The 25,357-nt window shown below is 34.6% G+C and carries 30 protein-coding genes and 1 tRNA gene; 13 read left to right on the forward strand and 18 right to left on the reverse strand.

The genetic code is table 11. The features are described 5' to 3' along the window. Positions 1-59: 59 nt before the first annotated feature. From srlD to srlA, 4 genes are all read right to left on the reverse strand, one after another. Complete coding sequence (gene srlD, locus A9G35_RS11600) at positions 60-839, reverse strand: sorbitol-6-phosphate dehydrogenase (protein ID WP_065637001.1); 780 nt, start codon at positions 837-839, stop codon at positions 60-62. A 14-nt stretch (positions 840-853) separates the two neighbouring features. Further along, a complete protein-coding gene (locus A9G35_RS11605; RefSeq protein WP_065637002.1) occupies positions 854-1,219 on the reverse strand; it encodes a PTS glucitol/sorbitol transporter subunit IIA in 366 nt (121 codons plus the stop codon). 77 nt (positions 1,220-1,296) lie between these two features. Beyond that, a complete protein-coding gene (gene srlE / locus A9G35_RS11610) occupies positions 1,297-2,304 on the reverse strand; it encodes a PTS glucitol/sorbitol transporter subunit IIB (RefSeq protein ID WP_065637003.1) in 1,008 nt (335 codons plus the stop codon). A gap of 20 nt (positions 2,305-2,324) precedes the next feature. After that, a complete protein-coding gene (gene srlA / locus A9G35_RS11615) occupies positions 2,325-2,873 on the reverse strand; it encodes a PTS glucitol/sorbitol transporter subunit IIC (RefSeq protein ID WP_065637004.1) in 549 nt (182 codons plus the stop codon). A 264-nt stretch (positions 2,874-3,137) separates the two neighbouring features. On the opposite strand from srlA, the gene A9G35_RS11620 reads away from it, so the two are divergent. From A9G35_RS11620 to mutH, 3 genes are all read left to right on the forward strand, one after another. Next, positions 3,138-3,674: a Dps family protein gene (locus A9G35_RS11620; protein WP_065637005.1), complete on the forward strand. Its 537-nt coding sequence runs from the start codon at positions 3,138-3,140 to the stop codon at positions 3,672-3,674. Positions 3,675-3,745: 71 nt separating this feature from the next. After that, positions 3,746-4,294, forward strand: a complete 549-nt coding sequence (locus A9G35_RS11625; protein ID WP_065637006.1) for an NADPH-dependent FMN reductase — start codon at positions 3,746-3,748, stop codon at positions 4,292-4,294. Positions 4,295-4,369: 75 nt separating this feature from the next. Further along, positions 4,370-5,056, forward strand: a complete 687-nt coding sequence (gene mutH / locus A9G35_RS11630) for a DNA mismatch repair endonuclease MutH (protein ID WP_065637007.1) — start codon at positions 4,370-4,372, stop codon at positions 5,054-5,056. A gap of 147 nt (positions 5,057-5,203) precedes the next feature. On the opposite strand, the gene nrdB is transcribed toward mutH, so the two are convergent. The 3 genes from nrdB to A9G35_RS11645 form a co-directional block, all read right to left on the reverse strand. Further along, positions 5,204-6,334 carry a class Ia ribonucleoside-diphosphate reductase subunit beta gene (nrdB, locus tag A9G35_RS11635; RefSeq protein ID WP_065637065.1) on the reverse strand — a complete coding sequence of 377 codons (1,131 nt, stop codon included), beginning with the start codon at positions 6,332-6,334 and terminating at the stop codon, positions 5,204-5,206. 144 nt (positions 6,335-6,478) lie between these two features. Continuing rightward, positions 6,479-8,767 (reverse strand): class 1a ribonucleoside-diphosphate reductase subunit alpha, encoded by a 2,289-nt coding sequence (gene nrdA / locus A9G35_RS11640; protein WP_065637008.1) that lies wholly within the window; start codon positions 8,765-8,767, stop codon positions 6,479-6,481. Positions 8,768-9,312: 545 nt separating this feature from the next. Further along, on the reverse strand, positions 9,313-10,650 hold the full coding sequence (locus A9G35_RS11645) for a replication-associated recombination protein A (RefSeq protein ID WP_065637009.1): 1,338 nt from the start codon (positions 10,648-10,650) through the stop codon (positions 9,313-9,315). Positions 10,651-10,828: 178 nt separating this feature from the next. Here A9G35_RS11645 and lolA point away from each other — a divergent pair, with 178 nt between their 5' ends. Continuing rightward, positions 10,829-11,422: an outer membrane lipoprotein chaperone LolA gene (gene lolA / locus A9G35_RS11650; RefSeq protein WP_034913659.1), complete on the forward strand. Its 594-nt coding sequence runs from the start codon at positions 10,829-10,831 to the stop codon at positions 11,420-11,422. A gap of 213 nt (positions 11,423-11,635) precedes the next feature. On the opposite strand, the gene hemH is transcribed toward lolA, so the two are convergent. From hemH to orn, 3 genes are read right to left on the reverse strand one after another with little or no spacing between them, the layout of a single operon-like run. Next, on the reverse strand, positions 11,636-12,595 hold the full coding sequence (gene hemH, locus A9G35_RS11655; RefSeq protein WP_176701431.1) for a ferrochelatase: 960 nt from the start codon (positions 12,593-12,595) through the stop codon (positions 11,636-11,638). 2 nt (positions 12,596-12,597) lie between these two features. Beyond that, on the reverse strand, positions 12,598-13,872 hold the full coding sequence (gene waaA / locus A9G35_RS11660) for a lipid IV(A) 3-deoxy-D-manno-octulosonic acid transferase (RefSeq protein ID WP_065637011.1): 1,275 nt from the start codon (positions 13,870-13,872) through the stop codon (positions 12,598-12,600). 5 nt (positions 13,873-13,877) lie between these two features. Beyond that, positions 13,878-14,441, reverse strand: coding sequence for an oligoribonuclease (gene orn, locus A9G35_RS11665; protein WP_065637012.1), 564 nt, complete (start codon positions 14,439-14,441; stop codon positions 13,878-13,880). A 79-nt stretch (positions 14,442-14,520) separates the two neighbouring features. Between orn and rsgA the strand changes: the two genes are divergently transcribed. Further along, positions 14,521-15,549 carry a small ribosomal subunit biogenesis GTPase RsgA gene (gene rsgA, locus A9G35_RS11670; protein ID WP_065637013.1) on the forward strand — a complete coding sequence of 343 codons (1,029 nt, stop codon included), beginning with the start codon at positions 14,521-14,523 and terminating at the stop codon, positions 15,547-15,549. A 123-nt stretch (positions 15,550-15,672) separates the two neighbouring features. Here rsgA and A9G35_RS11675 read toward each other — a convergent pair whose 3' ends face one another. From A9G35_RS11675 to A9G35_RS11700, 6 genes are read right to left on the reverse strand one after another with little or no spacing between them, the layout of a single operon-like run. Next, positions 15,673-16,299 (reverse strand): protein-L-isoaspartate(D-aspartate) O-methyltransferase, encoded by a 627-nt coding sequence (locus A9G35_RS11675; protein ID WP_065637014.1) that lies wholly within the window; start codon positions 16,297-16,299, stop codon positions 15,673-15,675. A 5-nt stretch (positions 16,300-16,304) separates the two neighbouring features. Continuing rightward, positions 16,305-17,330, reverse strand: coding sequence for a tRNA pseudouridine(13) synthase TruD (truD, locus tag A9G35_RS11680; protein ID WP_065637015.1), 1,026 nt, complete (start codon positions 17,328-17,330; stop codon positions 16,305-16,307). 18 nt (positions 17,331-17,348) lie between these two features. Beyond that, on the reverse strand, positions 17,349-17,834 hold the full coding sequence (gene ispF, locus A9G35_RS11685; protein WP_065611148.1) for a 2-C-methyl-D-erythritol 2,4-cyclodiphosphate synthase: 486 nt from the start codon (positions 17,832-17,834) through the stop codon (positions 17,349-17,351). 4 nt (positions 17,835-17,838) lie between these two features. Then, on the reverse strand, positions 17,839-18,552 hold the full coding sequence (gene ispD / locus A9G35_RS11690) for a 2-C-methyl-D-erythritol 4-phosphate cytidylyltransferase (protein ID WP_065637016.1): 714 nt from the start codon (positions 18,550-18,552) through the stop codon (positions 17,839-17,841). Beyond that, complete coding sequence (gene ftsB, locus A9G35_RS11695) at positions 18,552-18,848, reverse strand: cell division protein FtsB (RefSeq protein WP_065637017.1); 297 nt, start codon at positions 18,846-18,848, stop codon at positions 18,552-18,554. The genes ispD and ftsB overlap by 1 nt, the downstream gene beginning before the upstream one ends. Before the next feature lie 21 nt (positions 18,849-18,869). Beyond that, a complete protein-coding gene (locus A9G35_RS11700; RefSeq protein ID WP_065637018.1) occupies positions 18,870-19,187 on the reverse strand; it encodes a TusE/DsrC/DsvC family sulfur relay protein in 318 nt (105 codons plus the stop codon). A gap of 193 nt (positions 19,188-19,380) precedes the next feature. Between A9G35_RS11700 and A9G35_RS11705 the strand changes: the two genes are divergently transcribed. Then, positions 19,381-19,468: transfer RNA gene (locus A9G35_RS11705), tRNA-Ser, on the forward strand. Between the two features lie 486 nt (positions 19,469-19,954). Here the strand turns inward: A9G35_RS11705 and A9G35_RS14225 are convergent. Then, the gene (locus tag A9G35_RS14225) at positions 19,955-20,119 is read right to left on the reverse strand and encodes an integrase core domain-containing protein (protein WP_218057279.1); all 165 of its coding nucleotides are present in this window, start codon (positions 20,117-20,119) and stop codon (positions 19,955-19,957) included. Between the two features lie 3 nt (positions 20,120-20,122). Next, positions 20,123-20,437: a DDE-type integrase/transposase/recombinase gene (locus A9G35_RS13585; RefSeq protein ID WP_065637019.1), complete on the reverse strand. Its 315-nt coding sequence runs from the start codon at positions 20,435-20,437 to the stop codon at positions 20,123-20,125. A gap of 324 nt (positions 20,438-20,761) precedes the next feature. Between A9G35_RS13585 and A9G35_RS11715 the strand changes: the two genes are divergently transcribed. The 7 genes from A9G35_RS11715 (at position 20,762) to ftsL (ending at position 25,356) form a co-directional block, all read left to right on the forward strand. Further along, positions 20,762-21,511, forward strand: coding sequence for a DUF3944 domain-containing protein (locus tag A9G35_RS11715; RefSeq protein WP_065589441.1), 750 nt, complete (start codon positions 20,762-20,764; stop codon positions 21,509-21,511). A gap of 81 nt (positions 21,512-21,592) precedes the next feature. Further along, positions 21,593-22,240 (forward strand): hypothetical protein, encoded by a 648-nt coding sequence (locus A9G35_RS11720; RefSeq protein ID WP_065637020.1) that lies wholly within the window; start codon positions 21,593-21,595, stop codon positions 22,238-22,240. 11 nt (positions 22,241-22,251) lie between these two features. Beyond that, entirely contained in the window at positions 22,252-22,461 is a 210-nt protein-coding gene (locus tag A9G35_RS11725; RefSeq protein ID WP_065637021.1) for a hypothetical protein, read from the forward strand. Positions 22,462-22,476: 15 nt separating this feature from the next. Beyond that, positions 22,477-22,806 carry a hypothetical protein gene (locus A9G35_RS11730; RefSeq protein ID WP_141673876.1) on the forward strand — a complete coding sequence of 110 codons (330 nt, stop codon included), beginning with the start codon at positions 22,477-22,479 and terminating at the stop codon, positions 22,804-22,806. A 775-nt stretch (positions 22,807-23,581) separates the two neighbouring features. Continuing rightward, positions 23,582-24,028 (forward strand): division/cell wall cluster transcriptional repressor MraZ, encoded by a 447-nt coding sequence (gene mraZ, locus A9G35_RS11735; protein WP_065637023.1) that lies wholly within the window; start codon positions 23,582-23,584, stop codon positions 24,026-24,028. Positions 24,029-24,044: 16 nt separating this feature from the next. Further along, a complete protein-coding gene (gene rsmH, locus A9G35_RS11740; RefSeq protein WP_065637024.1) occupies positions 24,045-24,980 on the forward strand; it encodes a 16S rRNA (cytosine(1402)-N(4))-methyltransferase RsmH in 936 nt (311 codons plus the stop codon). Beyond that, positions 24,973-25,356, forward strand: coding sequence for a cell division protein FtsL (gene ftsL / locus A9G35_RS11745; protein WP_081300215.1), 384 nt, complete (start codon positions 24,973-24,975; stop codon positions 25,354-25,356). The genes rsmH and ftsL overlap by 8 nt, the downstream gene beginning before the upstream one ends. Position 25,357 lies beyond the last annotated feature (1 nt).

Consider the following 25,357-nt stretch of genomic DNA (forward strand, 5'->3'; position numbering starts at 1 on the left):
TTTAAGTTAGAAGCAAAAAGTGCGATAAATTTTAAATTAATTTTCGCACTTTGTTTTAACTAGAACATTACTTGTCCGCCTGTAATGTTAATTGATTGCCCAGTGCAATAAGAAGCTTTATCACTTGCATAAAATAACAATAAATTAAGCACATCTTGATAATCACAACCTCGTTTTAGTGGCACTTTATCAATATAGACCTGTTCAACTTGGCTTTCAGGAATACCTAGTTTTTTGGCATATTGAGGTAATAATGATTGGAACATAGGTGATTTAAGCAAATTACCAAGCATTAACGAGTTAACAGTAATACCATATTCAGCGAGATCTAAAGCTAAAGATTGTGTTAATCCAACCCCACCAAATTTGGCAGCGCTATATCCCGAATTATGTTTGCTACCGACTTTACCTGATTTTGAATTAATTTGAATAATTCGACCTTGAATATTGTATTTAATCATTAACTTAGAAAACTCTCGCGCACATAAAAAATAACCTGTTAGATTAACATTGACGGATAATTCAAAATCACTCAATGTAAAATCGGTAATAGGTGATGCTTTTGCAACACCGGCACTATACACCATTAAATCAACACGTTTAAATACACTATCAACATCTCGAGCTAATTGCATCACGCTTTCTTCGTTTGTAGCATCAACACCAAAACCTTTGGCTGTGCCAACGCCATATTTTTGATTAATTGCTTCTGCGACTTTATTAGCATTGTCAATATTTAAATCAGCAACAACAACATGATATCCTGCATCAGCAATACCATTACATAAAAATTCGCCTAGGGTTTGTCCCCCACCAATAATGACTGCGACTTGTTTCATTTTTAGATTCCTCATCAATTTAAAATTTTAATTTCATCACCAATAGCAAGTTGGATCGGGCATTGCCCATCTAGATGAACCGTTCCGGGTAACTCAGCCTGATGGCTACCATCAAACTTTAATGTGATGTGCCCTAATTGACGAAAATTAGCATTAGCAACTTCACCAACCGAAGTGATGAGATAACTTTGGTTACCTAATTGAAGTGTTTGCCCCGCCAACAGTTCTAGTTGAAAATTATCATGACTGTGAATAAAGCAATAATCGGCTAAGTCTGATGGAGCCCCCTCCTTAAATAGGATTAACATACCATCTGCTAAGGCTTCTTGAGCAAACTCTCCAATATGATTAATTTTTGATTGATAAATAGTTTTTGACATTATTTAACCTACTTAAATATTTATATAGTTTTAAGGTTTTCGTTCCTAGCAAACACTAGCTAGCAAACAAAATATGATTACTGGTAAATAAAGAACGAAATAGCCCAAGCAAGCAACACGGTTGGTGCACCTGTTAAAAAACGCCCAACAAGCACAGAGGGAACGCCAACACGTACCGTATCTTGTTTTGCTTCTGCAAGCGATAAACCAACAGGAATAAAATCGCAAGCAGCTTGAGCATTAATCGCAAAAAGTGCAGGTAATGCTAATTGAGGCGGAATATTACCCAAACCAATTTGCACCCCAACTAATGTACCAATAACTTGTGCAATAACAGCTCCTGGCCCTAAAAATGGTGAAAGTAATGGAAAAGAACAAATTAAAGCTAAGGTAACAAGCCCTATGGGATTGTTTGCTAGTGGAACTAAGCCATGAGCGATAAAATTCCCCAAACCTGATGCGATAATGATCCCAATAATTGCAGATACAAACGCCATAAATGGTAATATTGTTTTAAGTACAGTATCTATGGTGTCTCGACCAGCCTGAAAAAAGACCGCAACACCAGATCCCATTCCAATACCAATTTTTGCTAATAACCCATCGCTTTGCTCAGTGATTTTTTTACTAGTATCGTATTCTTTATATTCAGATGATGTGTTATTGGCTTGCTGCTGTTTATGATTTGATTGAACTTCGGTTATTACATCACTTTCTTTTTCAACCACCTTAATGTTGTTTGATTTAACCGCAGAAACATAAATATCCTCAACAATATATTGAGCAAGAGGTCCTGATTTACCTGTTGCGTGAATATTGATAGTTGGAATACGATTTTTAGGATAAATACCACATCGTAACGTACCACCACAGTCAATTACGGCAACACCAATTTCATCTTTAGGTGGTTCACCCTCTTTAAAACCATCAATAGCTTGCCACCCCGTTAATTCAACTAAGGTATCAACTATTGCTGGACGAGTACCAGCTGCAATATAAACAATCTTTTTACCCTCAATTACTGGAAGCTCTAATGGACCACCCCAACCTGCTTCACCTTTTTCAATTCGAATAAATTTAGCCATTTTTATATTCCTTATTACTGTTATAGATGAACTTTTCTTTCTAATTTAATCCCCATTTTTCTTTCAAAAATGGCTGTACAAAAGTCCGTAACCCAACCTCTAAAAAAGTTAGTCACTAAGCCAACAAAAAAATAGCTCACAGCAAGGGGGCCAAGTGGCAGGCCTAATTTAGTTAAACCAGCAGCAATACCTAAATACACAAATAGCTCACCGGGGTTAACATGTGGAAATAATCCATTCATTGAATGGCAACTATAAGAAGCAGCCGCATAGTAGCTTGGTTTGTAAAACTCAGGCATAAAACGCCCTAAGCTTAAGGTCATTGGATTACAAAAAACAAAGGTACCAATTAATGGTAATAAAAGATATCGAGAGATAGGGTTACCTGCACATGCTTGAGCTAAACGCTCAATACGATCTTGCCCAATAAATTTAATTACAGCGTTCATTACAACAAGTAGTGAAATTAACAAAGGTAAAATACCTGTTACCATCCCAACAAAGACTTTTCCACCTTCTTGAAATAAACCAATAAACCATTCGGCACCAAATGAGATAGCGTCGATCATATTTCCTCCTGTTTTTGTTAAAGTTCGAGAAAATATTATCAATTAAGAAAGAATAAAACTTTTAACTAGATCACAATTTAAAATATTTTCTTTTATTTTGAAAGAAAATGTTTTAAATAAAAATAATGAAAAAATAAAAAAGTCATAGGTTACTGTAATGGCAATAATAGTAAAAAAATAACTTTTTTCATTGGACATTAACATTAAGTTGGCGTAATTTTGTCAATACGGGTATTTATTATTCAATTTAAAGGAGAATATATCATGGCTAAAAGTACGACTTCTGCTAAAAAGTTACAACAATCAGCGATTTTGTTTCCAACTGATTTAGGTCAACAGGCATCAAAAGATATTTCTGGAGCAATGAATTCTGTTTTAGCAGATGTATTTGCTTTATATTTAAAAACTAAAAACTTCCACTGGCATGTTAGTGGCCCTCACTTTCGTGATTACCACTTGATGTTAGACGATCATGGTGATGAGTTATTTGCTATGACAGATCCAATTGCAGAGCGAGTACGTAAATTAGGTGGCACAACACTACGTTCAATTGGTCATATTGCTAAATTACAAAGCATTGAAGATAATAATGCTGATTTTGTCGAACCATCAGATATGCTTGCTGAACTTTGTCAAGATAATGTAAGGCTCACTGAACGTATGCGTGTTGCCCATGATATCTGTGATAAATATAACGATACTGCAACTGCAAGTTTAATTGAAGAGTGGATAGATCAAACTGAACAGCGTGCATGGTTCTTATTTGAAGCTGGCCGAAAAGTCGACTCATCAGGACATTAATAACTAATTATTAATGACAATAATAAGAGGTATATTCAATGCCTCTTATTAAAATTACGTGGAGATTTAAGATGAGTAAAAAAATTGCTGTATTAGTTGGGAGTTTACGTAAAGACTCTTATAACTTAAAAGTGGCAAAAGTTTTTCAGAAAATTGCACCACCATCACTTTCGTTACAAATTATTCAAATTGGGGATCTACCTTTATATAATGAAGATATTGATATTGATACCCCTCCTGCCTCGTATACTCGTTTTCGCCAAGAAATAGCTGAATGCCAAGGTGCTATATTTGTCACACCTGAATACAATCGAGGTTTACCTGCTGTTATTAAAAATGCCATAGATGTAGGCTCACGTCCTTATGGTAAAAGTGTTTGGTCAAAAAAAGCAGCGGCTATTATTTCTGTTTCTCCGGGCGCAATTGGTGGATTTGGTGCAAATCATCAATTACGTCAATCATTAGTGTTTCTTGATATGCCTACCTTACAGCAACCGGAAGCTTATTTTGGTGGAGTAAGTACTGCCTTTGATGAACAAGGCAATATTACCGAAAAAAGCAAAGAATTTTTATCATTATTTATCAATAGTTATGCTGCTTGGATTGAAAAGTTAAGCTAATTGATATAGATTTTTATATTCACAGCCAAATTTTTTGGCTGTTTTTTTATTAATAACTAATTCAGATTTTTTGTAATGATTTTATCTATTCCAACAAGCGAGCAAGAATTATTAAATCGGGCAGAGTTAGTTGCAGGTTATAGCTTTGGTGAAATAGCACAATATTTAAACATTCCCATACCTGCTAATTTAAACAAACAAAAAGGTTGGGTTGGTAACCTCATCGAAACTTTTTTAGGCGCAAATGCAGGCAGTAAAGCCGAACGAGACTTTGTTAAACTAGGTATAGAGTTAAAAACAATCCCTGTTGATAAACAAGGAAAGCCATTAGAAACAACGTTTGTCAGTGTTACGCCATTAATGGCTAATCATGGCGTTATTTGGGAAACAAGTCATGTTAAATACAAACTTGCCAAGGTACTTTGGATTCCAATTGAAGGTGACAGAACAATTCCTCTTGTAGAGCGAAAAGTTGGAAAACCGATTTTATGGGAACCAAATCAAGAACAAGAACAACAGCTAAAACAAGACTGGGAAGAATTAATGGATATGGTAACGCTTGGCAAAGTTGAAAAAATTACTGCTCGATATGGTACTTATTTACAAATTAGACCTAAAGCCGCCAACGGAAAAGCCCTTACCGAAGCAATTGGTGAAAATGGGCAAATTATTTTAACTCGCCCACGTGGGTTTTATTTAAAAAAAACATTTACGATGCAGATCTTACAAGCTTCAATGTGTAGTTACCATCAAAGTAAATAAATTAAAAAATAGGCACTAAAAATTATTTTTATCTATAAAATCAAATTATTGTCTAAAACAACAAGTGGTTATTAGATAACTTTATCTACAAATAATTTATTCCTTTTGTAAAAAACTTTCAGGAAAAGCATGTGTTTGAATATAAAATTATAATTTAAAATCACTTAAATCATCTTCATTAATTTCAGCATCAATTTGGCCAACTAAATATGAGCTCATTTCAGCTTCTTGAGGTGCTACTTGCACATTATCAGAAACAAGCCAGTTATTAATCCATGGGATTGGATTGGATTTAGCTTCAAACGGCAATTTTAGCCCGACTGCTTGCATACGGATATTAGTGATGTATTCGACATATTGGCATAATATATCTTTATTTAAACCAATCATTGATCCACCCTCAAACAGGTATTCTGCCCATTGTTTTTCTTGATTCGCGGCTTGTAAAAATAAGTTATAACAATCTTGTTCGCACTCTTTGGCAATTTCAGCCATTTCGGGATCGTCTTCACCACTACGTAGTGTGTTGATCATAAACTGAGTGCCAGTTAAATGCAGCGCTTCGTCGCGGGCAATAAGTTTAATAATTTTGGCATTCCCTTCCATGAGCTCTCGTTCAGCAAAAGCAAATGAGCAGGCAAAACTAACATAGAAGCGAATAGCCTCAAGTGCATTAACACTCATTAAACATAAGTAAAGTTTCTTTTTAAGTTCACGTAAATTAATGCAAACAGTGCGATTATTGATATTATGCTTACCTTCACCAAATAAATTATAGTAACTTGCATAGCTAATAAGATCATCATAATAACCTGCAATGTCACCTGCACGTTTTTGAATTTCTTTATTAGTGACAATATCATCAAAAACCACAGATGGATCATTAACGATATTACGAATGATATGAGTATATGAACGAGAATGAATGGTTTCAGAAAACGACCAAGTTTCTACCCATGTTTCCAATTCAGGTATTGAAATAAGTGGCAGTAAAGCCACATTAGGGCTACGACCTTGAATTGAGTCAAGTAACGTTTGATACTTTAAATTACTGATAAATATATGTTTTTCATGTTCTGGTAACGCAGCATAATCGATGCGATCTTGTGAGATATCAACTTCTTCAGGGCGCCAAAAAAAGGAAAGTTGTTTTTCAATTAGTTTTTCAAACATCTCATATTTTTGTTGATCATAACGCGCAACATTCACTGATTGTCCAAGGAACATTGGTTCTTTAAGCTGGTCGTTATGCACTTGCGAAAAGGTACTGTAATTCATACTCATAAAAGAACTCCTACTCATTTACTGTTGCTTTTACCGCTTCCTTTTGACAGTGTAAAAGGCAAGTTTAATGGGGAAATTACTAGTTTTCCCCGATAAAAAATTGAATTTTAGCGTGTAGCTATTTAGTTTTAATCAAGGTTAAATTTTGCAAGCGCCACCTTCACAGCCATCATCCGAATGGGTTGTTGGAACAATATCACCTTGAATATCTTCAGCGCCATCGCGTGTATTATGATAATAGAGTGTTTTTACGCCAAATTTATAAGCAGTCAATAAGTCTGATAATAGCTGTTTCATGGGTACTTTATTATTTGGGAACTTAGCCGGATCATAATTAGTATTAGCAGAAATTGATTGATCAATAAATTTCTGCATGATGCCTACTAATTGTAAATAACCAGTGTTATTTGGAATTTGCCAAAGTAATTCGTAAAAATTTTTCAGATGGTTATACTCAGGAACCACTTGTTTTAAAATACCATCTTTTGATGCTTTTACACTAATAAAACCACGTGGTGGTTCAATACCATTTGTTGCATTGGAAATTTGTGACGAAGTTTCTGATGGCATTAATGCCGATAATGTCGAATTACGAAGTCCATAGGTTTTAATTGATGCTCGTAGTGATTCCCAGTCATAGTGTAATGGCTCTTTAGTAATGGTATCTAAATCTTTTTTATAAGTATCAATAGGTAAAATACCTTGCGAATATGTGGTTTGACTAAATAATGGGCAGGTTCCCTTTTCTTTAGCTAGATTATTCGATGCTTTTAGCAAATAGTATTGCATGGCTTCAAAGGTACGGTGAGTTAAATTGTTGGCGCTGCCATCGGAATATTTAACCCCATGTTTTGCTAAATAATAGGCATAGTTAATAACACCAATACCTAATGTACGACGATTTAATGAAGAATGACGAGCTGCAGGTACAGGGTAATCTTGGTAATCAAGTAGTGAATCAAGAGCGCGTACCGCTAAATCGGCTAACTCTTCAAAGTCATCTAGAGATTCTATTTTACCTAAATTAAAGGCTGATAATGTGCAAAGGGCAATTTCGCCATGTTCATCATTAACGTTGTTAAGCGGTTTTGTTGGCAGTGCGATTTCCATACATAAATTAGATTGATGAACAGGTGCTAATTGTGCATTAAATGGGCTGTGAGTATTACAGTGATCGACATTTTGGATATAAATACGTCCAGTTGATGCTCGCTCTTGCATTAATAATGCAAAGAGTTCAACGGCTTTAACTTCGCGTTTACGAATATTTGGATCTTGTTCGTATTGGTGATAAAGCGTTTCAAACTTATCTTGATCGGCAAAGAAGGCATCATAAAGTCCAGGAACGTCCGATGGGCTAAATAGAGTAATATTTTCGTTTTTGATTAAACGTTGATACATTAATTTATTGATTTGTACGCCATAGTCTAAATGACGGACACGATTTTCTTCAACGCCACGGTTGTTACGTAATACTAATAAACTTTCAACTTCTAAATGCCAAAGAGGATAGAAAACAGTTGCTGCTCCTCCTCGCACACCACCTTGCGAACAAGATTTAACCGCTGTTTGGAAATATTTATAAAATGGAATGCAGCCTGTATGAAAAGCTTCACCACCACGAATTGAGCTTCCTAACGCACGAATTCGCCCTGCATTAACCCCAATTCCAGCCCTTTGTGATACATATTTAACAATAGCGCTTGCTGTGGCGTTAATAGAATCTAAACTATCATCACATTCAATTAATACGCAAGAACTGAACTGTCGAGTAGGAGTACGAACCCCCGCCATAATTGGCGTTGGTAGCGAAATTTTGAAAGTTGAAACTGCATCATAAAAGCGTTTGATATAGTTAAGCCGTGTCTCTTTGGGATAGTTGGCAAATAAACAAGCCGCAACTAAAATATATAAAAACTGTGCGCTTTCGTATATTTCACCTGTAACACGGTTTTGTACTAAGTATTTACCTTCAAGTTGTTTAACCGCAGCGTACGAAAACGACATATCACGCCAGTGGTCAATAATTTTGTCCATCTGTTCAAAATCTTCTTGAGTATAATCTTCAAGTAAATGCCTATCATAACGCTCACTATCAACTAGTTTTTTCACATGATCATAAAGTGATGGTGGAGTAAATTGACCATAAGCTTTTTTACGTAAATGAAAAACGGCCAAACGAGCTGCTAAGTATTGATAATCTGGCGCATCTTGTGAAATAAGGTCGGCAGCAGCTCGAATAATTGTTTCATGAATATCGGAAGTACGAATGCCATCATAAAATTGAATATGAGAACGTAGTTCAACTTGCGATACCGAGACATTGTCTAACCCCTCAGCAGCCCACGTAATAACTTTGTGGATTTTATCAAGGTTGATAGGTTCTTTCTTTCCATTTCTTTTAGTAACGAGTATTGATTTATTCATTCTTTCTTTCCAATATTAATATATATTTTTTGTTATGATAATTGATATTTATCAAAATATACAATATATAGTACCTATTAATTGAATTTGTCACTATATGTAGTATTATTAATCAATGGTTCAAATTTATTAATTAAAATAAAACGTTATTGATTTTAATAGTTAAAATTTATTTTTCATAAAAAATGATAAGAATAACTTATGCAAGTTAACGTCGTGCTATCGATATCATTTAACTGATTATCGACAAAGTAAAAATTTGCATGAGTTAAAATGTACTTTTTGTACAAGAATTTGATTGCTATTTTTAGATAAATAGTACTTTATTATTTAATATTTTATACTCAAACACATACTTTCCTGAAAGTTTTTAACATTCTTTTAAGATTTGAAAGTAGGGTACACAAATTAGTACATAGAAATACTACTCTCTATTTTACAAGTATTTTTGTTATCTTCTTTTATTTTTAGTTGAAGATTATTGATTTAGTATTTCATTAGATCAAATTCTTTCAGAATATTTTTATAAAAAATAAACATAGCCTCTATTTTTTAGACTTATAACGTTGAATAGAGCTTGAGAGGTTTTGTTCTTCTATCCATGCTAATTTTTCAGTATAATTTTTTTCAGCACCACGAGTTGTTGGGCGATAATATTTTGTATTAGCCATTTCTGGCGGGAAGTAATTTTCACCTGCTGCGAAAGCGTTGGGTTCATCGTGGGCGTAACGATACTCAGCGCCATAACCTAAGTTTTTCATTAAGTTTGTTGGAGCGTTGCGTAAATGCTCAGGAACATCGTAATCAGGTTTTGATTTGGCATCAGTCATTGCTTGTTTAAATGCAAGGTAAACTGCATTACTTTTTGGTGCACAAGCAAGATAGATGATTGCTTGTGCAATTGCACGTTCACCTTCAGCAGGACCAACTCTTGTAAAGCAGTCCCATGCCGCAAGCGCGACTTGCATAGCTCTAGGATCGGCATTACCAACATCTTCCGAAGCAATGGCTAATAATCGACGTGCAACATAAAGCGGATCCCCCCCAGCAGAGATAATTCTGGCATACCAATAAAGAGCGGCATCAGGAGCGGAACCACGTATTGATTTATGTACCGCGGAAATTAAATCGTAAAAACGATCGCCTTGATTATCGAATCTCGCACTACGTTCTCCCATAACTTCTTTGAGTAAATTAGGTGTAAGTTCATGCCCATCTGACATGTCAATTAATAGTTCAAGAGTATTGAGTGCTCGCCTCGCATCGCCACCAACGAATTCTGCAATTTGTTTTTTTGTTTCTTCGGGTAGATTGATGTTTTTATTACCATAACCACGGTTAGGATCGTCCATTGCCTGCTGTAAAATTTGCTCAATGTCATGGTTGGTTAATGATTTGAGCAAATAGATTCTTGCACGAGATAATAATGCAGAATTTAATTCAAATGATGGATTTTCAGTTGTTGCTCCAATAAACGTAACAGTGCCGTTTTCGACATAAGGTAAAAACGCATCTTGTTGACTTTTATTAAAACGATGAACTTCGTCAACAAATAATATAGTGCGGATCCCTGCTTGCTGATTAATTTTAGCACGTTCAATTGCTTCACGAATATCTTTTATGCCAGATGTAACGGCAGAAACTCGTTCAACTTTAGCATTAGCATGATGAGCAATAATTTCAGCTAAAGTTGTTTTGCCCGTGCCTGGCGGCCCCCAAAGGATCATTGAGTGTAAATTTCCAGCTTCAATTGCTTTTGGTAGCGGTTTATCTTTCCCCAATAGATGAGATTGACCTATATATTCAGCTAGATTACGTGGGCGCATTCTAGCTGCTAATGGTTTAAATTCATCAGTAGTAAATTCAAAAGACATACTCGGCATGGCAGGTATTTATCCGCATTTGTAAAATAAAACCTATTATATACTTGTTATTTTGTAAGTGAAAAAAGAAAAGAAAATATCTTTCCCCACTAGAATAAAAACGGTAATATTTCAATCTTATATAGTAATCAAAATATATTTAACATATTTTTATAGAAGAAATACATAAGGATTGGCTATGAAAAAGTTTTTACTTTTAATTGGAGCATTAGTTAGTTTATCTGCATGGGCTGGCGATAAAGAAGTATTACAACAACGTTTAGATAAAATTGACGGGTTTTATGCAAGGTTTTCGCAAGATGTGAAAACGGCCGATAATCAACAAGTACAAGAAGGTAAAGGCGATCTATGGGTTAGTAGACCTTACTATTTTAATTGGACGATGAATGAACCTGATGAAACATCGATTATTTCTGATGGAAAGAATATGTGGGTATATACACCAGCAGTTCAACAAGTTAGTGTAATGGACTTGAAAAAAGCGATTGATAACCGATTAATGTTACTAATTACTGACAGTCAGAACCCAATTTGGAATGTTTATAATGTCACTCGTAAACAAGATTCGTTTACCCTAAAACCAACAGATGGGTCTAATCAAGACTTTATTATTTCGGTATTACCTACAGGTATGATTTCTAACTTTACTATTATAGAAGAAGATGGCCAACGTAGTTTTTATGACTTGTCTCGACAAACACTAGGTAAAGTCGCATTAGATAAATTTAAATTTACTCCGCCAGCAGGTGTAACTGTTGATGATCAACGTTAATTAATTTTACAGTACTTAAAGGTGGTTTATGGAACAATAACTCCCTTCAAAATAGTACAGTCAACAAGTAGAAAATTATCTATAATAAAAATAAAAGAAAATTTAGACATGAAAAAGATGACTGAACACTAAATTTATCTATATAAAAAAGCCCAAGCCAATATCTTACTATGAATAAAGCATGGGCAATCCAACTTATGAACACCTTACTCCCTAATTATTAACCAATAAATCCACTACCAACTCAACCTGCAAATCCGTATCATTTAATGCAGGAATATAATAAAACGTTTTTCCGCCTGCATTAAAAAACAGTTCTCGATTTTCTTCATCAATTTCATAAAGGGTTTCAATACAGTCTACCGAGAAACCCGGACAAATAACGTGCACGTTTTTTATGCCTTGCTTGGCTAGCTGTTCTAATACATCACTGGTATTGGGTTCGACCCATTTGCCTTTGCCAAATTTGGATTGGTAAGCCATTTCAATCGGCAGGTTTATGTCATTTTTCTGGCACTTTTCAATTAATAATTGGGTGGTTAGTTTACAGTGTTTTATATAATCATCTTTTCGTTTGTGAATATAACGTTCAGGAATACCATGGTAAGACAGCACGAGCATTTCAGGCTCGCCTTGATCTTCAAAAGCTTGCTTAATTTGTAAATAAAGCGCATTGATATAACTTGGATGATCAGCATAATGACGAATGTAGTTAACCTCAGCCGTTATTTGATTTAGGGCGATGAGTTGGTTAAGTTTATCTATTACCGCAAGTGTTGTGGTGGTTGAGTATTGCGGAAAAAGAGGTAATACCGTAATTTTGGTACATGAGCTAAGATTATTCAATGCCGATTGCATAGAGGGCTCACCATAGGTCATGGCTAATTCGCATTGCACATTAGGTAAACGCTGCTGTAACTTGTTACATAATAATTGGCTATAATGCAATAATGGCGAGCTACCCTCTATCCAGATTTTTTGGTAATGCTTAATAATATAAGGTACCCGTTTGGGGATTATACGGTACTTTAAAAGTGGATACCAAAGTAGTTTAGGCAGATCAACAACATGCCTATCAAGCAGAAATTCAGTTAAATACTGCGTTATGGCTTTAGGCGTTGCGGCGTTTGGAGTACCTAGGTTTACAAGTAATAGCCCTTCTTTTTGGTTCACTATTAATCCTTATTTTTAAGATATCGGCTGATAATTGCAAGAAGCCGACCTAATGCTCCTTGATTTTGTTTTAATACTTGATAGGCGTTTTCACCCATTTGTTGGCGATTATGTTGGTTGTTTAACAATGCATCAATAGTTGCATAAAGTGCATCAGCCGAGCTTTGACAAACTTGCATTCCTTGCGCTGAAATGAGTTGTTCACCAATCACTTTAAAATTGAAAAAGTGTTTGCCACTAATAATTGGGATGTGATGGAGTGCTGGCTCTAGTGGGTTATGTCCGCCATGCTCTACTAAGCTTCCCCCAATAAAGGCGATGTTGGCAATGCCATAAAGTTCTATCAGTTCACCCATTGTGTCGCCCAATATAACTTGTGTTTGCTGCGTTGGAGCATTATTGTGACTGCGGTTTATATAATTTAATCCGCAATCATTAATTAATTTCTCGACGGTTTTAAAGCGCTCAGGGTGACGAGGAACAATAATTAATAATAAATCAGGATGTTTGAGTAATAACCGTTGAAAGGCCGTTAAAATAATTTCGTCTTCACCATTATGGGTACTTGCGGCAATAAATATTGGGCGATTTAATGGCCATTGCTGTTTTAGCGTAGCAATTTTTTGCTGTTGTTGTTCGGTTAACTCAATATCAAATTTAATACTGCCTGTGACGGTTAAGTGGTCAGGCGGTAAGCCTAATGATATAAACCGTTCGCCGTCTTGCTTATTTTGTGCGGCAATAGTGCTGATTTTTGATAATAAGTAGCTAATGGCTGAACCGAGTTTTCGGTATCGGTTGGCTGATCGCTCAGATAATCTAGCATTGGCAATAATTAGGGGGATGTTTTTGTTATGACATTGGCTAATAATGTTAGGCCAAAGTTCGGTTTCCATAATAATTACTAACTTTGGTTGTACTGTTTTTAGAAACCGATGAATTGCACAAGGTAAATCATAAGGTAAATAAACATGGCTGACACTATCACCAAGTAACGATTTGACTCGTTCAGATCCTGTTGGTGTCATGGTGGTGACAGTAATGGGTAAATGCGGATACTGTTGCTTAAGTGCTTGGATAAGTGGTATTGCGGCGATGGTTTCGCCTACCGATACAGCATGAACTAAAATGCCGTTGGGCTTGACTTTGTTTTTGCAAAAACCATAACGCTCAAGCCAACGTTTGCGGTAAGCTGGCGCTTTAAGGCTACGCCAGAGTAGCCTTAGCCAGACAAAGGGTTGTAGCAAATACAATAAAATAGTATATAAAATTTGCATACGAGTTAAATGGTTATGTTAAAAAAGTGTTGGCGATAATAAGCCAATTCAGCAATCGAATCACGAATATCTTCAAGTGCTTGGTGTGAGCTTTGTTTGCTGATGCCTTTTAATATTTCGGGATTCCAACGTTTGGCTAGCTCTTTAATTGTGCTGACATCTAAATAGCGGTAATGAAAATAGCTTTCTAAATTAGGCATATAGTTAAATAAAAAGCGTCGATCTTGCCCTATGGTGTTGCCACAAATTGGTGAGCTGTTTTCTGGCACCCATTGTTTTAAAAACTCAATGGTTTGTAATTCGGCTTGTTGTTCGCCGATGGTACTTTGGCGAACACGATCAATTAATCCTGATTTGCCATGTGTGTTTTGGTTCCATTCGTCCATTAGTGCTAATTGCTCATCAGATTGGTGAACGGCAATGACAGGTCCTTCAGCAAGGATATTAAGGTCGGAATCGGTGACGATCGTTGCAATTTCAATAATGCGATCAACGGCAGGATCTAGGCCAGTCATTTCAAGATCAATCCAAATTAGATTGTTGCTATTAATTTGTGTTTGTTTGGTCATAATATGTGATAGATAATTTCTTTTTGATACTGAGTAGTGTAGCATAACTGGCAATCTGTTTTAGTAAAAAATGAGTACTATGGCAAAAATTCAATTATCCAATAATCAAAAAAGACGCATGGCAGCTAAACATCAACAACGGTTAGCAACAAAGCAAGATGAAAGTTTATCTAACTTTTCATCACCGCGCGATGGCGTGGTTATTAGTCGTTTTGGTAAATCGGCTGATGTTGAAGATAATACCGGCAATATTTATCGATGTAGTATTCGTCGAACTTTGCCTTCATTAGTCACTGGCGATAAAGTGGTGTGGCGTGAAAGTTTAGAGTCTAATACCAATGGTGTGATTGAAGCGGTTCATCCTAGACATTCTGAATTGGTTCGACCTGATTTTTATGATGGCGTTAAACCCGTTGCGGCAAATGTGGACCAAATTGTGATTATATCGGCAGTATTGCCAGAGTTATCTCTTAATATTATTGACCGTTATTTAGTTGCTTGTCAAGCAACAGAGATAAAACCAATTATTGTTTTAAATAAAATTGATTTATTAAACGATGCCGAGCGAGCAAATGTTGAAAGCCAGTTAGCTATTTATACTAAAATTGGTTATCAAGTGTTGTATGTTTCATGCCTGCATCAACAAGGTATTGCGGTATTACAAGATATTTTACAAGGTAAGATTTCTATCTTAGTTGGGCAGTCTGGTGTGGGTAAATCAAGTATTATTAATTTGCTGTTACCGCATCAATCACAATCAGCCATGACAGGGGATATTTCAGAAATATCAGGACTTGGTCAACATACAACCACATCCTCTCGGCTTTATCACTTACCAAACGGTGGTGATATTATTGATTCTCCAGGGATCCGTGAATTCGGATTATGGCACTTAGAGCCACAGCAAGTGATTAGTGGTTTTAAAGAGTTTAATAATTATTTGGGCGGTTGCCATTTTCGTGATTGTAACCATTTTGATACGCCAGGGTGTTTACTACAAAAAGCCGTGCAAGATGGTGAAATTGCTCAATCAAGGTTAGATAACTATCATCGAATTTTGCAGTCAATGCAAGAAGTTAAGGCAAAAACTAATAAAAGTTATAAATAATCAGTTATACTATTTTAGTGGGCAGTTAGGTAAATCATTATTCTTTCAATTTATAAATAAAATAATAAGTTAACCAAACTATCCGCTAAAATGAGTAACTATTTAATTTGTGATGAGAAGTCATTATTCTATATCGCCTTTAACTAAAGGTACAAATATTACCTCGCCCATATTTTTAGCTACAAAGCTATCGCCAACACGTTCAATTAGTTGTAAAGCTTGTTTATCTTCACCAACTGGAATCACTAATCGACCTTTATCGGCTAGCTGTTCTAATAGGCTTTGTGGTACTTCAGATGCGGCGGCGGTAACAATGATGCCATCAAATGGTCCACGCTCAGGCCAACCTAACCAACCATCACCATGGCGCGTTGCAATGTTATGAATATCAAGTTGCTTTAAACGGCGCTTGGTATTCCATTGTAGGCTTTTTATTCGTTCTACTGAACAGACATTTTCAACTAATTTAGCTAAAACGGCAGTTTGATACCCTGACCCTGTGCCGATTTCAAGCACTTTGGAGTGTGGTTCTAATCTTAATAGCTCTGTCATCTTTGCTACAATATAAGGTTGAGAAATGGTCTGACCACTGCCAATTGGCAATGGACGATTATCATAAGCTTGATGCGAAAGCGCTTCATCAACAAAATGTTCCCGAGGAACACAGGCAATAGCATTTAAAACGCGCTCATCTTTTATGCCTTGTTGACGCAAGAATTTAATTAAGGATTGCATTTTTAAACTTTGCATTTGGGCTACTCATTTTCCATTATTAATTCACGAATCACACTTGTTGCATAACAACCTGATGACAAATAAAAATCAAGCTCAAGAGTGCAGCAATCTAACCATTGCCAATTAAGCTGATGTGCTCGTAACAATATGGATCGCCTTGCTGTTTCTACTCGCTCTTTTTTAAATAAATCATTAAATTCAGACCAAGTTTCTAAACATTTTTGCTCAAACTCTAGTGCTTTACACAAAGTACCGAGTGGGGAATCGCCGATCATAGGTGCTGTAATATTAAGTTCACCGATATCTAAGCGCTGTTGTAACAGTGTTAATTCATCATTCTGTGCAACAAACCAACTATTGCGCTGTGCTAATTGTAATATATCGCCATCAAGCACGGTTTGCTGTAAGTTTTGTGCAATTCGTTGGCTGACAATATCATTAAAAATTGCACTTCGTGCAGCTGAAAGATAAAAACTGCGTTTTTTGCGATCTTTTACCGAAATTTCGCCTTTAGCCCAACTTATGGCTTGAGTAACATTATTTCCATCACGGCCAAAACGCTGTTCGCCAAAATAATTAGGTACGCCGTGTTGTTTGATTAATGCTAATTTAGATGCGATTTCGGATTGATTACTTAAATCTCTTAAAATAATTTTAAAATAATTACCCTTTAAAGCACCAATTTTTAATTTTTTATTATGCCGAGTAACGTCTAATATTTCACAACCTGCTAAATCAAATGCCGAAAAGTCAGGTGTTTGTTGACCAGGCATATGTAAACTAAACCACTGCTGAGTTACTGCATGACGATCTTTCAACCCTGCATAACTCACTAACTTTGGTGAAATACCAACATATTTAGCCAACTGTTCAGCCACAAATAGGGTATTACAATCACGTTTTTGCAAAAAAACTAAAACATGTTCGCCTTCACCAGTCAACTCAAAGCCAAGATCTTCTGTCACATTAAAATCTTCGTATTGTTGCTTGTATTGTCCTTTAGTGGTCGGTTTGCCATATAAATAATTAAGTTGTGCTAACACTATTATTGCCTATTGTATAATTTAAACTGTTTCGGATTTTTTACTTAATAACACTACCGCTTGGCAAGCAATGCCTTCTTTACGCCCAGTAAAGCCTAATTGTTCAGTTGTTGTTGCCTTTACACTAATTTGATCAAAATGAACTTTCAGATCTTCTGCTATATTAACTCGCATTTGATCAACATGCGGTCGCATTTTAGGTTCTTGGGCAATAATAGTAGTATCTAAATTAACTAATTCATAACCTTTAGCTTGAACAAGGGTATACACATCTTTCAATAATATTCGACTATCTATACCTTTATATTTAGGATCTGTATCAGGAAATAGCTTACCGATGTCACCTAATGCCAATGCGCCAATTAAAGCATCGGTTATTGCATGTAACACAACATCACCATCAGAGTGAGCAACAAGGCCATATTGATAAGGAATTTTTACCCCAGCAAGAGTTATAGGACCCTCTCCACCAAACTTATGAACATCAAATCCATGACCTATTCTCATACTTTTACCTATTTGGAATCTGCTTAGTTAAATAAAAAGTAGCCAATGCTAAATCTTCAGGCCGAGTTATTTTTATATTATCTCGGCGGCACTCAACCAATAAAGGATGACCACCACAATACTCAATGGCTGAAGCTTCGTCAGTAATAACAGCACGATCATTTAATGCTTGTTGCAAACATGTTTTTAGTTCGCCCACATTAAACAGTTGAGGCGTTGCAGCTCCCCATAAATAAGTTCGGTCTTGAGAATAATCAATAACCGTATCATTATCTTGATAAGCTCGCTTAACCGTATCACTAATACGAGTAGCTAATATGCCACCTTGCTTTTTATTTGTTACTGTTTCAATCAAGCGCGTAATATCATCATGATCAACACAAGGCCTTGCAGCATCATGAACTAATGCCCACTGTTCATCATTCAGCAATTTTAATCCGGCTAAAACAGAATCAGCACGAGTTTCACCGCCTAACGTCATTTTAATCTTATCATGCAAGGCGATCGAAAGGGTGTTAAATAGATGATCTTCAGGACTGATTACAACAATAACTTGAGTAATTTGAGGATGCGTTAATAATTTATGTAACGTATGTTCTAAAATCGTCTTTGAACCGATTTTTAGGTATTGCTTGGGAATTTGGCTATTCATACGGCTACCAATTCCTGCTGCCGGCACAATAGCAATAATATTATTAAGATTATTTACGTTATGCATTATTGTTTTTTTGTATCCGAATCAATAATAATTCGATAGAAAGATTCATTAGCTTTAACCATCCCTAAATGACTACGTGCACGCTCCTCTATTGCTTCATAACCTCGTTGTAAATCATTAATTTCAGCAAACATTTGCTCATTACGAGCCTTTAATTTTTCATTATCAGCACGCAAATTGACTAACATTTCGACATTATCTCGATAATCGTACACGTTATTTTTACCACACCATAAAGCATATTGCAGATAACCAAACACGACGAGTAATAATAAAGGGAGCTTCCATCTTATCATTAGCTTAATATTATCCTTTATCTATATACATTTAACGGGTTTTGGTAAACCAGCAAGTTTAGTTGCTTGTTTGGCTGGACCATCTGGAAATAACTTATATAAATAACGACTATTGCCCTTTTCTGCACCAAATTTCTTTTCCATCGCTTTAACTAACGCACGTATAGCCGGCGAGGTTTTATATTCTAAGTAAAAATCACGAACAAATAAGATAACTTCCCAATGAGCATCGGTTAAATCAATGCCTTCTTTGGTGGCCAATTCAGGAACCAACTCAACAGTCCAATCCTGCCAATTATTTAAATAACCTTTATCATCGGTTTCTATCTGATCTAACATTTTTTAAAGCATATTATTTAATTTGCGTTATATTATACTCAATTAATCAAAAACCAACACTAATTTTGATGACTAATGCACCATCGCTTGCCTGATCCTCATAAAATTTGATGAAATTTAAAGCAAACAATAAAAAATCTTAAAATAGCTATTTACAAATAAGCAAGTCTCCTTTAATATTCACAGCCATTGCGGAAGTGTGGCTGAGCGGTTGAAAGCACCGGTCTTGAAAACCGGCGAGGGGCGACCCTCCCAGAGTTCGAATCTCTGCGCTTCCGCCATCTTCCTACAAAGATCATTTAAAAACCAAATCGTACTATTCTATTTTTAACTATCCCCTAAATAATACGACCCGAAAGTAGAAAATTCTCTATGATAAATGTAAAAGAGGATTTAAACATTTTTATTCGCTATAGCATCAAGAAACACAGGCTTTCCAGACCGATAGCTCAGTTAAAAATAATCTAGCGATACAACATGTAGGAAAACATCGAGTTGTTTACATTTCATGATTAAATAATTCTTAGAACGGGCATAACCCGTTTTTCCCAAAATGGCTTAATATTTGTTTTCAATTCTTTAAATTGTTGAATATTTGCGATAATGCCAAACCTTAATTCAAATTTTGTCTCAATATTATTATTTTTTTAATCTCCAGACGGTATAGACTCCTGAATATTTTTTACAAAAATATTTACCTGAAAAAGCAAATAGTTGAGTAAATAGCCAATAGTACAGCTTACGTATGTAGGAAAACGCCGAGTTGTTTACACTTCATGGTTAAAATAATCCTCTAAAAACTCATAAGGCGTTTTTCCAAAAATCGCTTTATGTGGTTTAACAGTATTATAAAAATTAATAAAGCGTTTCAGTTTTTGTTTTCTATCTTTTGAATCGTTAAATATATGCTGATTATGTACATAGCAATTCAAAGTTCATATCACTCTTTCGGCTTTCCCATTCGTTTGTGGGCAGGTGAGCTTGGTGAATTTTTGATTAATACGATGGCTATGGCACGTTTTAACAAATAGGTGTTCACTGGTGCCTTGATATTCACGTCCATTATCGGAATAAATACATGTAGTGGTATAAGGACACTGGGCTAACACATCGTTTTGTAAAAATTGTGCTGCACTAAATTGGGATTTATCAGGGTAAATACCGGCATAAAGCTCACATGAAAAATCATCAATGCCAATAAATAAATTATCACTTATCAAATAGCCCTGTTTGCAAAGCAACAATTCCATTCTTGTTTTTGAACGATAGGCTATTTCTCTTATTTACACTTTGTTGAAACTAGTCAGCTTTGAAAGGATTTTAGCACTATTTTATCTAAAGCATGTCTTTTTTTGTGTTTCTTTATTTCAGTATTAATTATATTGAAATGCTGATATTCTCACTTTTTCATTCTTAATAAATTTTATTAAAAATCAACATAATACATGTTATGTTTTATTGTTATTTTGGAAATAAAAAAATTTTTAATTATTTTTTTAAATGGTCATAACCTGTCCATAACATCCATTAAATTATCTCTGAATATTTATTATATCAATATTAAGGAGAGAAAAATGGCTATTTACCGTTCTGACACAGATCTTGCTTTTTTAAAACACTGTAGTAATGACGATTTAGAATTGTTGGTTTCTATTTTAACCGTTGATCCTACTGATAATAAACCTCGATATACAGAAGAATTAACAGGATGTGAGATGTATAAAAGATATTATCCCAATCATAACCGATATTGGGAAAGTATTGCTGCTGAGCTACAAACCTATGGAGCTAATACATTTGTCACAAAACTATTTAGAGGGGGGAAAGGTGTTTCTTATCGCGAGATTTTAATTGATGTTTGTAAAAAGAAAAAAGTGAATTTTAATGAAAATTCTTCAATAGAAGTTATTGAAATGAATTTGCTTTTAAAAATGCTAGAAGAGTCATTAAAAGAAATGACAACAGAACAACTTAATCAGGTATCAAAAGATATGCAAATGGATTTAATGAATCCCACTCCTGAGTTAATTTTGATGTCAATTCAATCAGCTATTAATCTTTCAGGTTTTGCTGCCTATACTTTTGCTACTCGCACTCTTGCTATGGTACTAAGTCAACTTGGTATGAAAGTTCCTTTTGTTGTTTATACTTCCTTAACCACAGCGATGAGTTTTTTAGCAGGTCCAATAGGTTGGGGAATAACTGCATCTTGGCTAGCAAGTGATTTTGCTTCTCCTGCTTTTAGGGTCACAGTTCCTGCATGTGTAATTGTCGCATATATGAGACAAAAGTATCTAAATAAGGAAATTATCAATAAGAATTGAGGCACAAATTTAGGGAATATAACATGTCTGAACATGATCCATTATGTATGAGAATTTATACGATATTAGTGCGTTTATTTCTTGGGGGAAATACTTTCAGTAACAGATTTAGCTCATGAATTTAACGTTTCTAAACGAACGATAAGTAGAGATTTCAATAATCGCATAAAGATGATTCCTGATATAGAAATTGAAGATGTTAAAAAAGGATATTTTAAATTATCTAAGTATTCTGAAGGTTCATTAAAAACTTATAGAGACATATTACATTTTAGTCGAATAATTGATATTGATAAATTATTCCCTAAACATGCTTTTGATCATAAGTTTATTGATATTCTACTTTCAAATAAAAATCATTCACCATGTATTATTTATACTGATTCGTTAGATGAACAACCAAGTATGTATGCTCCTTTTCTTACCATTGTTCGATCTATCATTGATAGATCGTTAATTACAATAAAAATGAAGAATGATGTATGTAATAACTTTGCTCCTTATAAACTCATTCATTTTAAGGGGCATTGGTATCTAGTAGGAGAATTGGAGAAACATATTTTTGTTATAGCGTATGACGTTATTGAGCATGTAAAAGAAATTAAAACTTTTTTTAAGTTTGATTTGAATATTTCTGAAACAATTCAGGAGGATGCTTTTATACAATCACTTCCTCATTTTAATTATACGGCTAAGATTTTTCACAAAATTAACAAACATAACATTTAAAGGAAATAAAAATGTCTATTTTTAGAATTATTAGTATTACCTCTGGACTTATATTAACCGTTTCTTCTATTTATGAAGCTCAAAAAGTTGTAGGGAAAAAATGCAATGAATATGCATTATCAACAAACCAAAATATAGCGGCTAGAGTAATAACTAGTTTTGTTGTATCGGCTGCTATTGGTGGCACAATTAGTAACGTTATTAAATCTATCTATAAATAAAATGAAAAGAAAACAATGATGAAAAAGATATTATTACTGCTAATATTAGTTGGAAGTACATTCAATTCTTTTGCTGTTCAATTAAAAGTGAATGTTCAAAACTACTACAATAGCTTAGCTGGAATGTATAGCCAACATGTTTATATTACCTCTATGGAAAATTCGGTTGCAATAAACGGCGTAACAATCAATAAAGGAAATTGTAGAATAGGTACGTCACCTAGAGAGTATAGAGTTACACTAAAATACGGGCAACGTGTACGGGTAACACCAATTATTGGATGTTCAGTTCTTGAAGTTAAAGTTGCAACAAATAAAGGTACGAAAACCTATTCGTTTAAATAAATACTTTTAATGTTGATCCTGTAAATACACAAATTTATTTACAGGGTCGATTCTGATACGCTGTTTATCTAAACAAATAAAAGCTGCTCCATTTTGTCAAAAAGTTTCAGGAACGCACCACGTTTATGTAAAAAAAATAAAAAAATCACTATGTTACTCATGAATAAATATTCTCTAATTTGCCGTTTAGTTTGATTTTTAAGTAAAGGTAAACCTTTAGTATCAACCTGCAGTATTTCGCTCAGAAAGGTTTTGTTATCGCCTTTAGCTTACCGTCTTAATTTATTTTCAATAGATTTTTCGAATTTAACCAGATAGTTAATACCCTAACTGATGGTTTTATAAAATTCATTTTTACTACTTAAAAAGACAAAAACTCTAATCGGTCTTTATTTAGTACGCTATAAATGGTTGGGAAACCATAACGCGCCTAGCCAAATTAGTAACGGTTATTTTCTTTATGATATCAGCGCTCTATCGTTTATTTGTGATAGAGCGTTAATTTTGTTTTTTTATGAATATTTATTACAGCCATTTCTCAAATTACTGTAAACAACACGAGGAATTTTTATATATTCCCTCTGCTATACTTTATTATAGACTTTGTTTATTTTGGTAATAAAATCAATGCATTATAAATAATTAATTAACAACCTATTATTTTGTGAGATTTTGTGGTAAAAAGTGGGAGTAAGTGGTGAAAATGAACTTTTAATTAACATTTTGATTTTTTTAATTAAAAAATGACAAAAAATTTATAAATAACAATTCTTTTATGTTTAGTGGTGCAATTTCAATCAATTTAGATAATAAAGGGCGGTTAGCTATTCCTACTCGCTACCGTGAATCTTTATCTGAAGGTATGGTTTGCACAATTGGTTTATACCATCCTTGCTTAACTCTCTACTCTTTATCTGAATGGAAATGTATAGAGCAGCAACTTGCGACATTATCAACGATTGTAGAAGCTGAACGTAGAATTAAGAGACTATTATTGGGTTATGCAACTGAGTGTTTAATGGATAATTCAGGTCGAATTTTATTACCACCTACGTTACGTACTTATGCTAAATTAGAAAAAAATACAATGTTTGTTGGTCAATCTAATAAATTCGAAATTTGGGATGAGGTAATTTGGTATCAACAAATTAAAGACGATATTGCCGCATTACCAACGGATATTGAAAACTTATCAGATAATTTAAAAAATTTAACTATTTAATAAGAGTAAAAGATTGATGGATTACCAACACAAAACGGTTTTATTAAACGAAGCTGTAAACGCACTAAATATAAAAAAAGATGGCATTTATGTTGATGGTACCTTTGGGCGAGGCGGTCATTCTCGTTTAATACTTGAACAACTTGGTCCACAAGGTCGATTAATTGCGATTGATCGTGATGAGCGTGCTGAGCAAGTTGCTTTACAAATAACAGATCCTCGATTTACTTTTATTAGGGGCGAATTTTCAAATATTTACCAATATATTAATAATTTTGAACTATTAGGTAAGATTGATGGACTTTTGTTAGATCTTGGTGTTTCATCCCCACAACTTGATGATCCTGAAAGAGGGTTTTCTTTTATGCGAGATGGACCGCTTGATATGCGCATGAATAACCATAAAGGTTTAACAGCAAGCGAATGGTTACTTAGCAGTGATGAAGATGATATTTCATGGGTGTTAAAAACATTTGGTGAAGAAAAATTTGCCAAACGTATTGCTCGATCGATCGTGGAGCAAAATAAAGTTTCGCCAATCACCCGTACTTTAGAGTTGGCTAATTTAATTGAAAGAGCAACACCAAGAAAAGATAAAAATAAGCACCCTGCTACACGTAGTTTTCAGGCTATTCGTATTTATATTAATAGCGAATTGGAAGAAGTTGAGCAAGCACTAAATAGTAGTTTATCCGTACTTGCAGGTCAAGGAAGATTAGCGGTTATCAGCTTTCATTCACTAGAAGATAGAATTGTAAAGCAATTTATTGGTAAGCATAGTAAAGGTCCTAATTTACCTGCTCGATTACCACTAACAGAGCAGCAAATTAAACAATATGGTAGTGCTAAATTAAAATCTATTAGTAAAATCAAGCCAAATACTATTGAAATCAAAAATAACCCGCGCTCTCGAAGTGCAATATTAAGGGTAGCAGAAAGGAAAAATGAATAGCAACCAATACAATGATAATTTTCAAAATAACACCTATATTGATAAAGAGATTCAAAAAAGACCAAATAGAAGTTTATGTGGCTTAATTATTAGTGATTTATTTGGTCATCAAAAACTTTCATTATTATTACTTGTAATGATAGTTATTTCAGCTGGTGCGGTATTAATAACAACTCAGCAGGTTCGTAAGCAGTTATTTGAGCGTGAGCAACTTTTATTAGAACAAGATGTATTAGAAAGCGAATGGCGGAATCTAGTTATTGAAGAAAATGTCCTAGCTGATCCTAAAAGAGTAGAAGAAAGAGCAAAGAATCAATTAGGCATGTCTTATGTAACGCCACAAAATGAAACAGTTGTTGTGATAAAGAGTAAATAAT

The sequence above is a fragment of the Gilliamella sp. Choc5-1 genome, assembly GCF_001690595.1.
Taxonomy (GTDB): domain Bacteria; phylum Pseudomonadota; class Gammaproteobacteria; order Enterobacterales; family Orbaceae; genus Gilliamella; species Gilliamella apicola_M.

Bases quoted from the DNA above. Each gene is read 5' to 3' on its own strand.
- A9G35_RS13585 (WP_065637019.1), bottom strand. From the start codon at position 20,437: ATGGAATTGTTGCTTTGCAAACAGGGCTATTTGATAAGTGATAATTTA.
- waaA (WP_065637011.1), bottom strand. From the start codon at position 13,872: ATGCAAATTTTATATACTATTTTATTGTATTTGCTACAACCCTTTGTC.
- A9G35_RS11715 (WP_065589441.1), top strand. From the start codon at position 20,762: ATGGCTATTTACCGTTCTGACACAGATCTTGCTTTTTTAAAACACTGT.
- A9G35_RS11675 (WP_065637014.1), bottom strand. From the start codon at position 16,299: ATGCAAAGTTTAAAAATGCAATCCTTAATTAAATTCTTGCGTCAACAA.
- nrdA (WP_065637008.1), bottom strand. From the start codon at position 8,767: ATGAATAAATCAATACTCGTTACTAAAAGAAATGGAAAGAAAGAACCT.
- srlD (WP_065637001.1), bottom strand. From the start codon at position 839: ATGAAACAAGTCGCAGTCATTATTGGTGGGGGACAAACCCTAGGCGAA.
- ispD (WP_065637016.1), bottom strand. From the start codon at position 18,552: ATGCATAACGTAAATAATCTTAATAATATTATTGCTATTGTGCCGGCA.
- A9G35_RS11725 (WP_065637021.1), top strand. From the start codon at position 22,252: ATGTCTATTTTTAGAATTATTAGTATTACCTCTGGACTTATATTAACC.
- A9G35_RS11700 (WP_065637018.1), bottom strand. From the start codon at position 19,187: ATGTTAGATCAGATAGAAACCGATGATAAAGGTTATTTAAATAATTGG.
- srlE (WP_065637003.1), bottom strand. From the start codon at position 2,304: ATGGCTAAATTTATTCGAATTGAAAAAGGTGAAGCAGGTTGGGGTGGT.
- rsgA (WP_065637013.1), top strand. From the start codon at position 14,521: ATGGCAAAAATTCAATTATCCAATAATCAAAAAAGACGCATGGCAGCT.
- rsmH (WP_065637024.1), top strand. From the start codon at position 24,045: ATGGATTACCAACACAAAACGGTTTTATTAAACGAAGCTGTAAACGCA.
- A9G35_RS11605 (WP_065637002.1), bottom strand. From the start codon at position 1,219: ATGTCAAAAACTATTTATCAATCAAAAATTAATCATATTGGAGAGTTT.
- ftsL (WP_081300215.1), top strand. From the start codon at position 24,973: ATGAATAGCAACCAATACAATGATAATTTTCAAAATAACACCTATATT.
- ispF (WP_065611148.1), bottom strand. From the start codon at position 17,834: ATGAGAATAGGTCATGGATTTGATGTTCATAAGTTTGGTGGAGAGGGT.
- ftsB (WP_065637017.1), bottom strand. From the start codon at position 18,848: ATGATAAGATGGAAGCTCCCTTTATTATTACTCGTCGTGTTTGGTTAT.
- mraZ (WP_065637023.1), top strand. From the start codon at position 23,582: ATGTTTAGTGGTGCAATTTCAATCAATTTAGATAATAAAGGGCGGTTA.
- A9G35_RS11620 (WP_065637005.1), top strand. From the start codon at position 3,138: ATGGCTAAAAGTACGACTTCTGCTAAAAAGTTACAACAATCAGCGATT.
- srlA (WP_065637004.1), bottom strand. From the start codon at position 2,873: ATGATCGACGCTATCTCATTTGGTGCCGAATGGTTTATTGGTTTATTT.
- A9G35_RS11625 (WP_065637006.1), top strand. From the start codon at position 3,746: ATGAGTAAAAAAATTGCTGTATTAGTTGGGAGTTTACGTAAAGACTCT.
- mutH (WP_065637007.1), top strand. From the start codon at position 4,370: ATGATTTTATCTATTCCAACAAGCGAGCAAGAATTATTAAATCGGGCA.
- A9G35_RS11645 (WP_065637009.1), bottom strand. From the start codon at position 10,650: ATGCCGAGTATGTCTTTTGAATTTACTACTGATGAATTTAAACCATTA.
- nrdB (WP_065637065.1), bottom strand. From the start codon at position 6,334: ATGAATTACAGTACCTTTTCGCAAGTGCATAACGACCAGCTTAAAGAA.
- lolA (WP_034913659.1), top strand. From the start codon at position 10,829: ATGAAAAAGTTTTTACTTTTAATTGGAGCATTAGTTAGTTTATCTGCA.
- orn (WP_065637012.1), bottom strand. From the start codon at position 14,441: ATGACCAAACAAACACAAATTAATAGCAACAATCTAATTTGGATTGAT.
- A9G35_RS11730 (WP_141673876.1), top strand. From the start codon at position 22,477: ATGATGAAAAAGATATTATTACTGCTAATATTAGTTGGAAGTACATTC.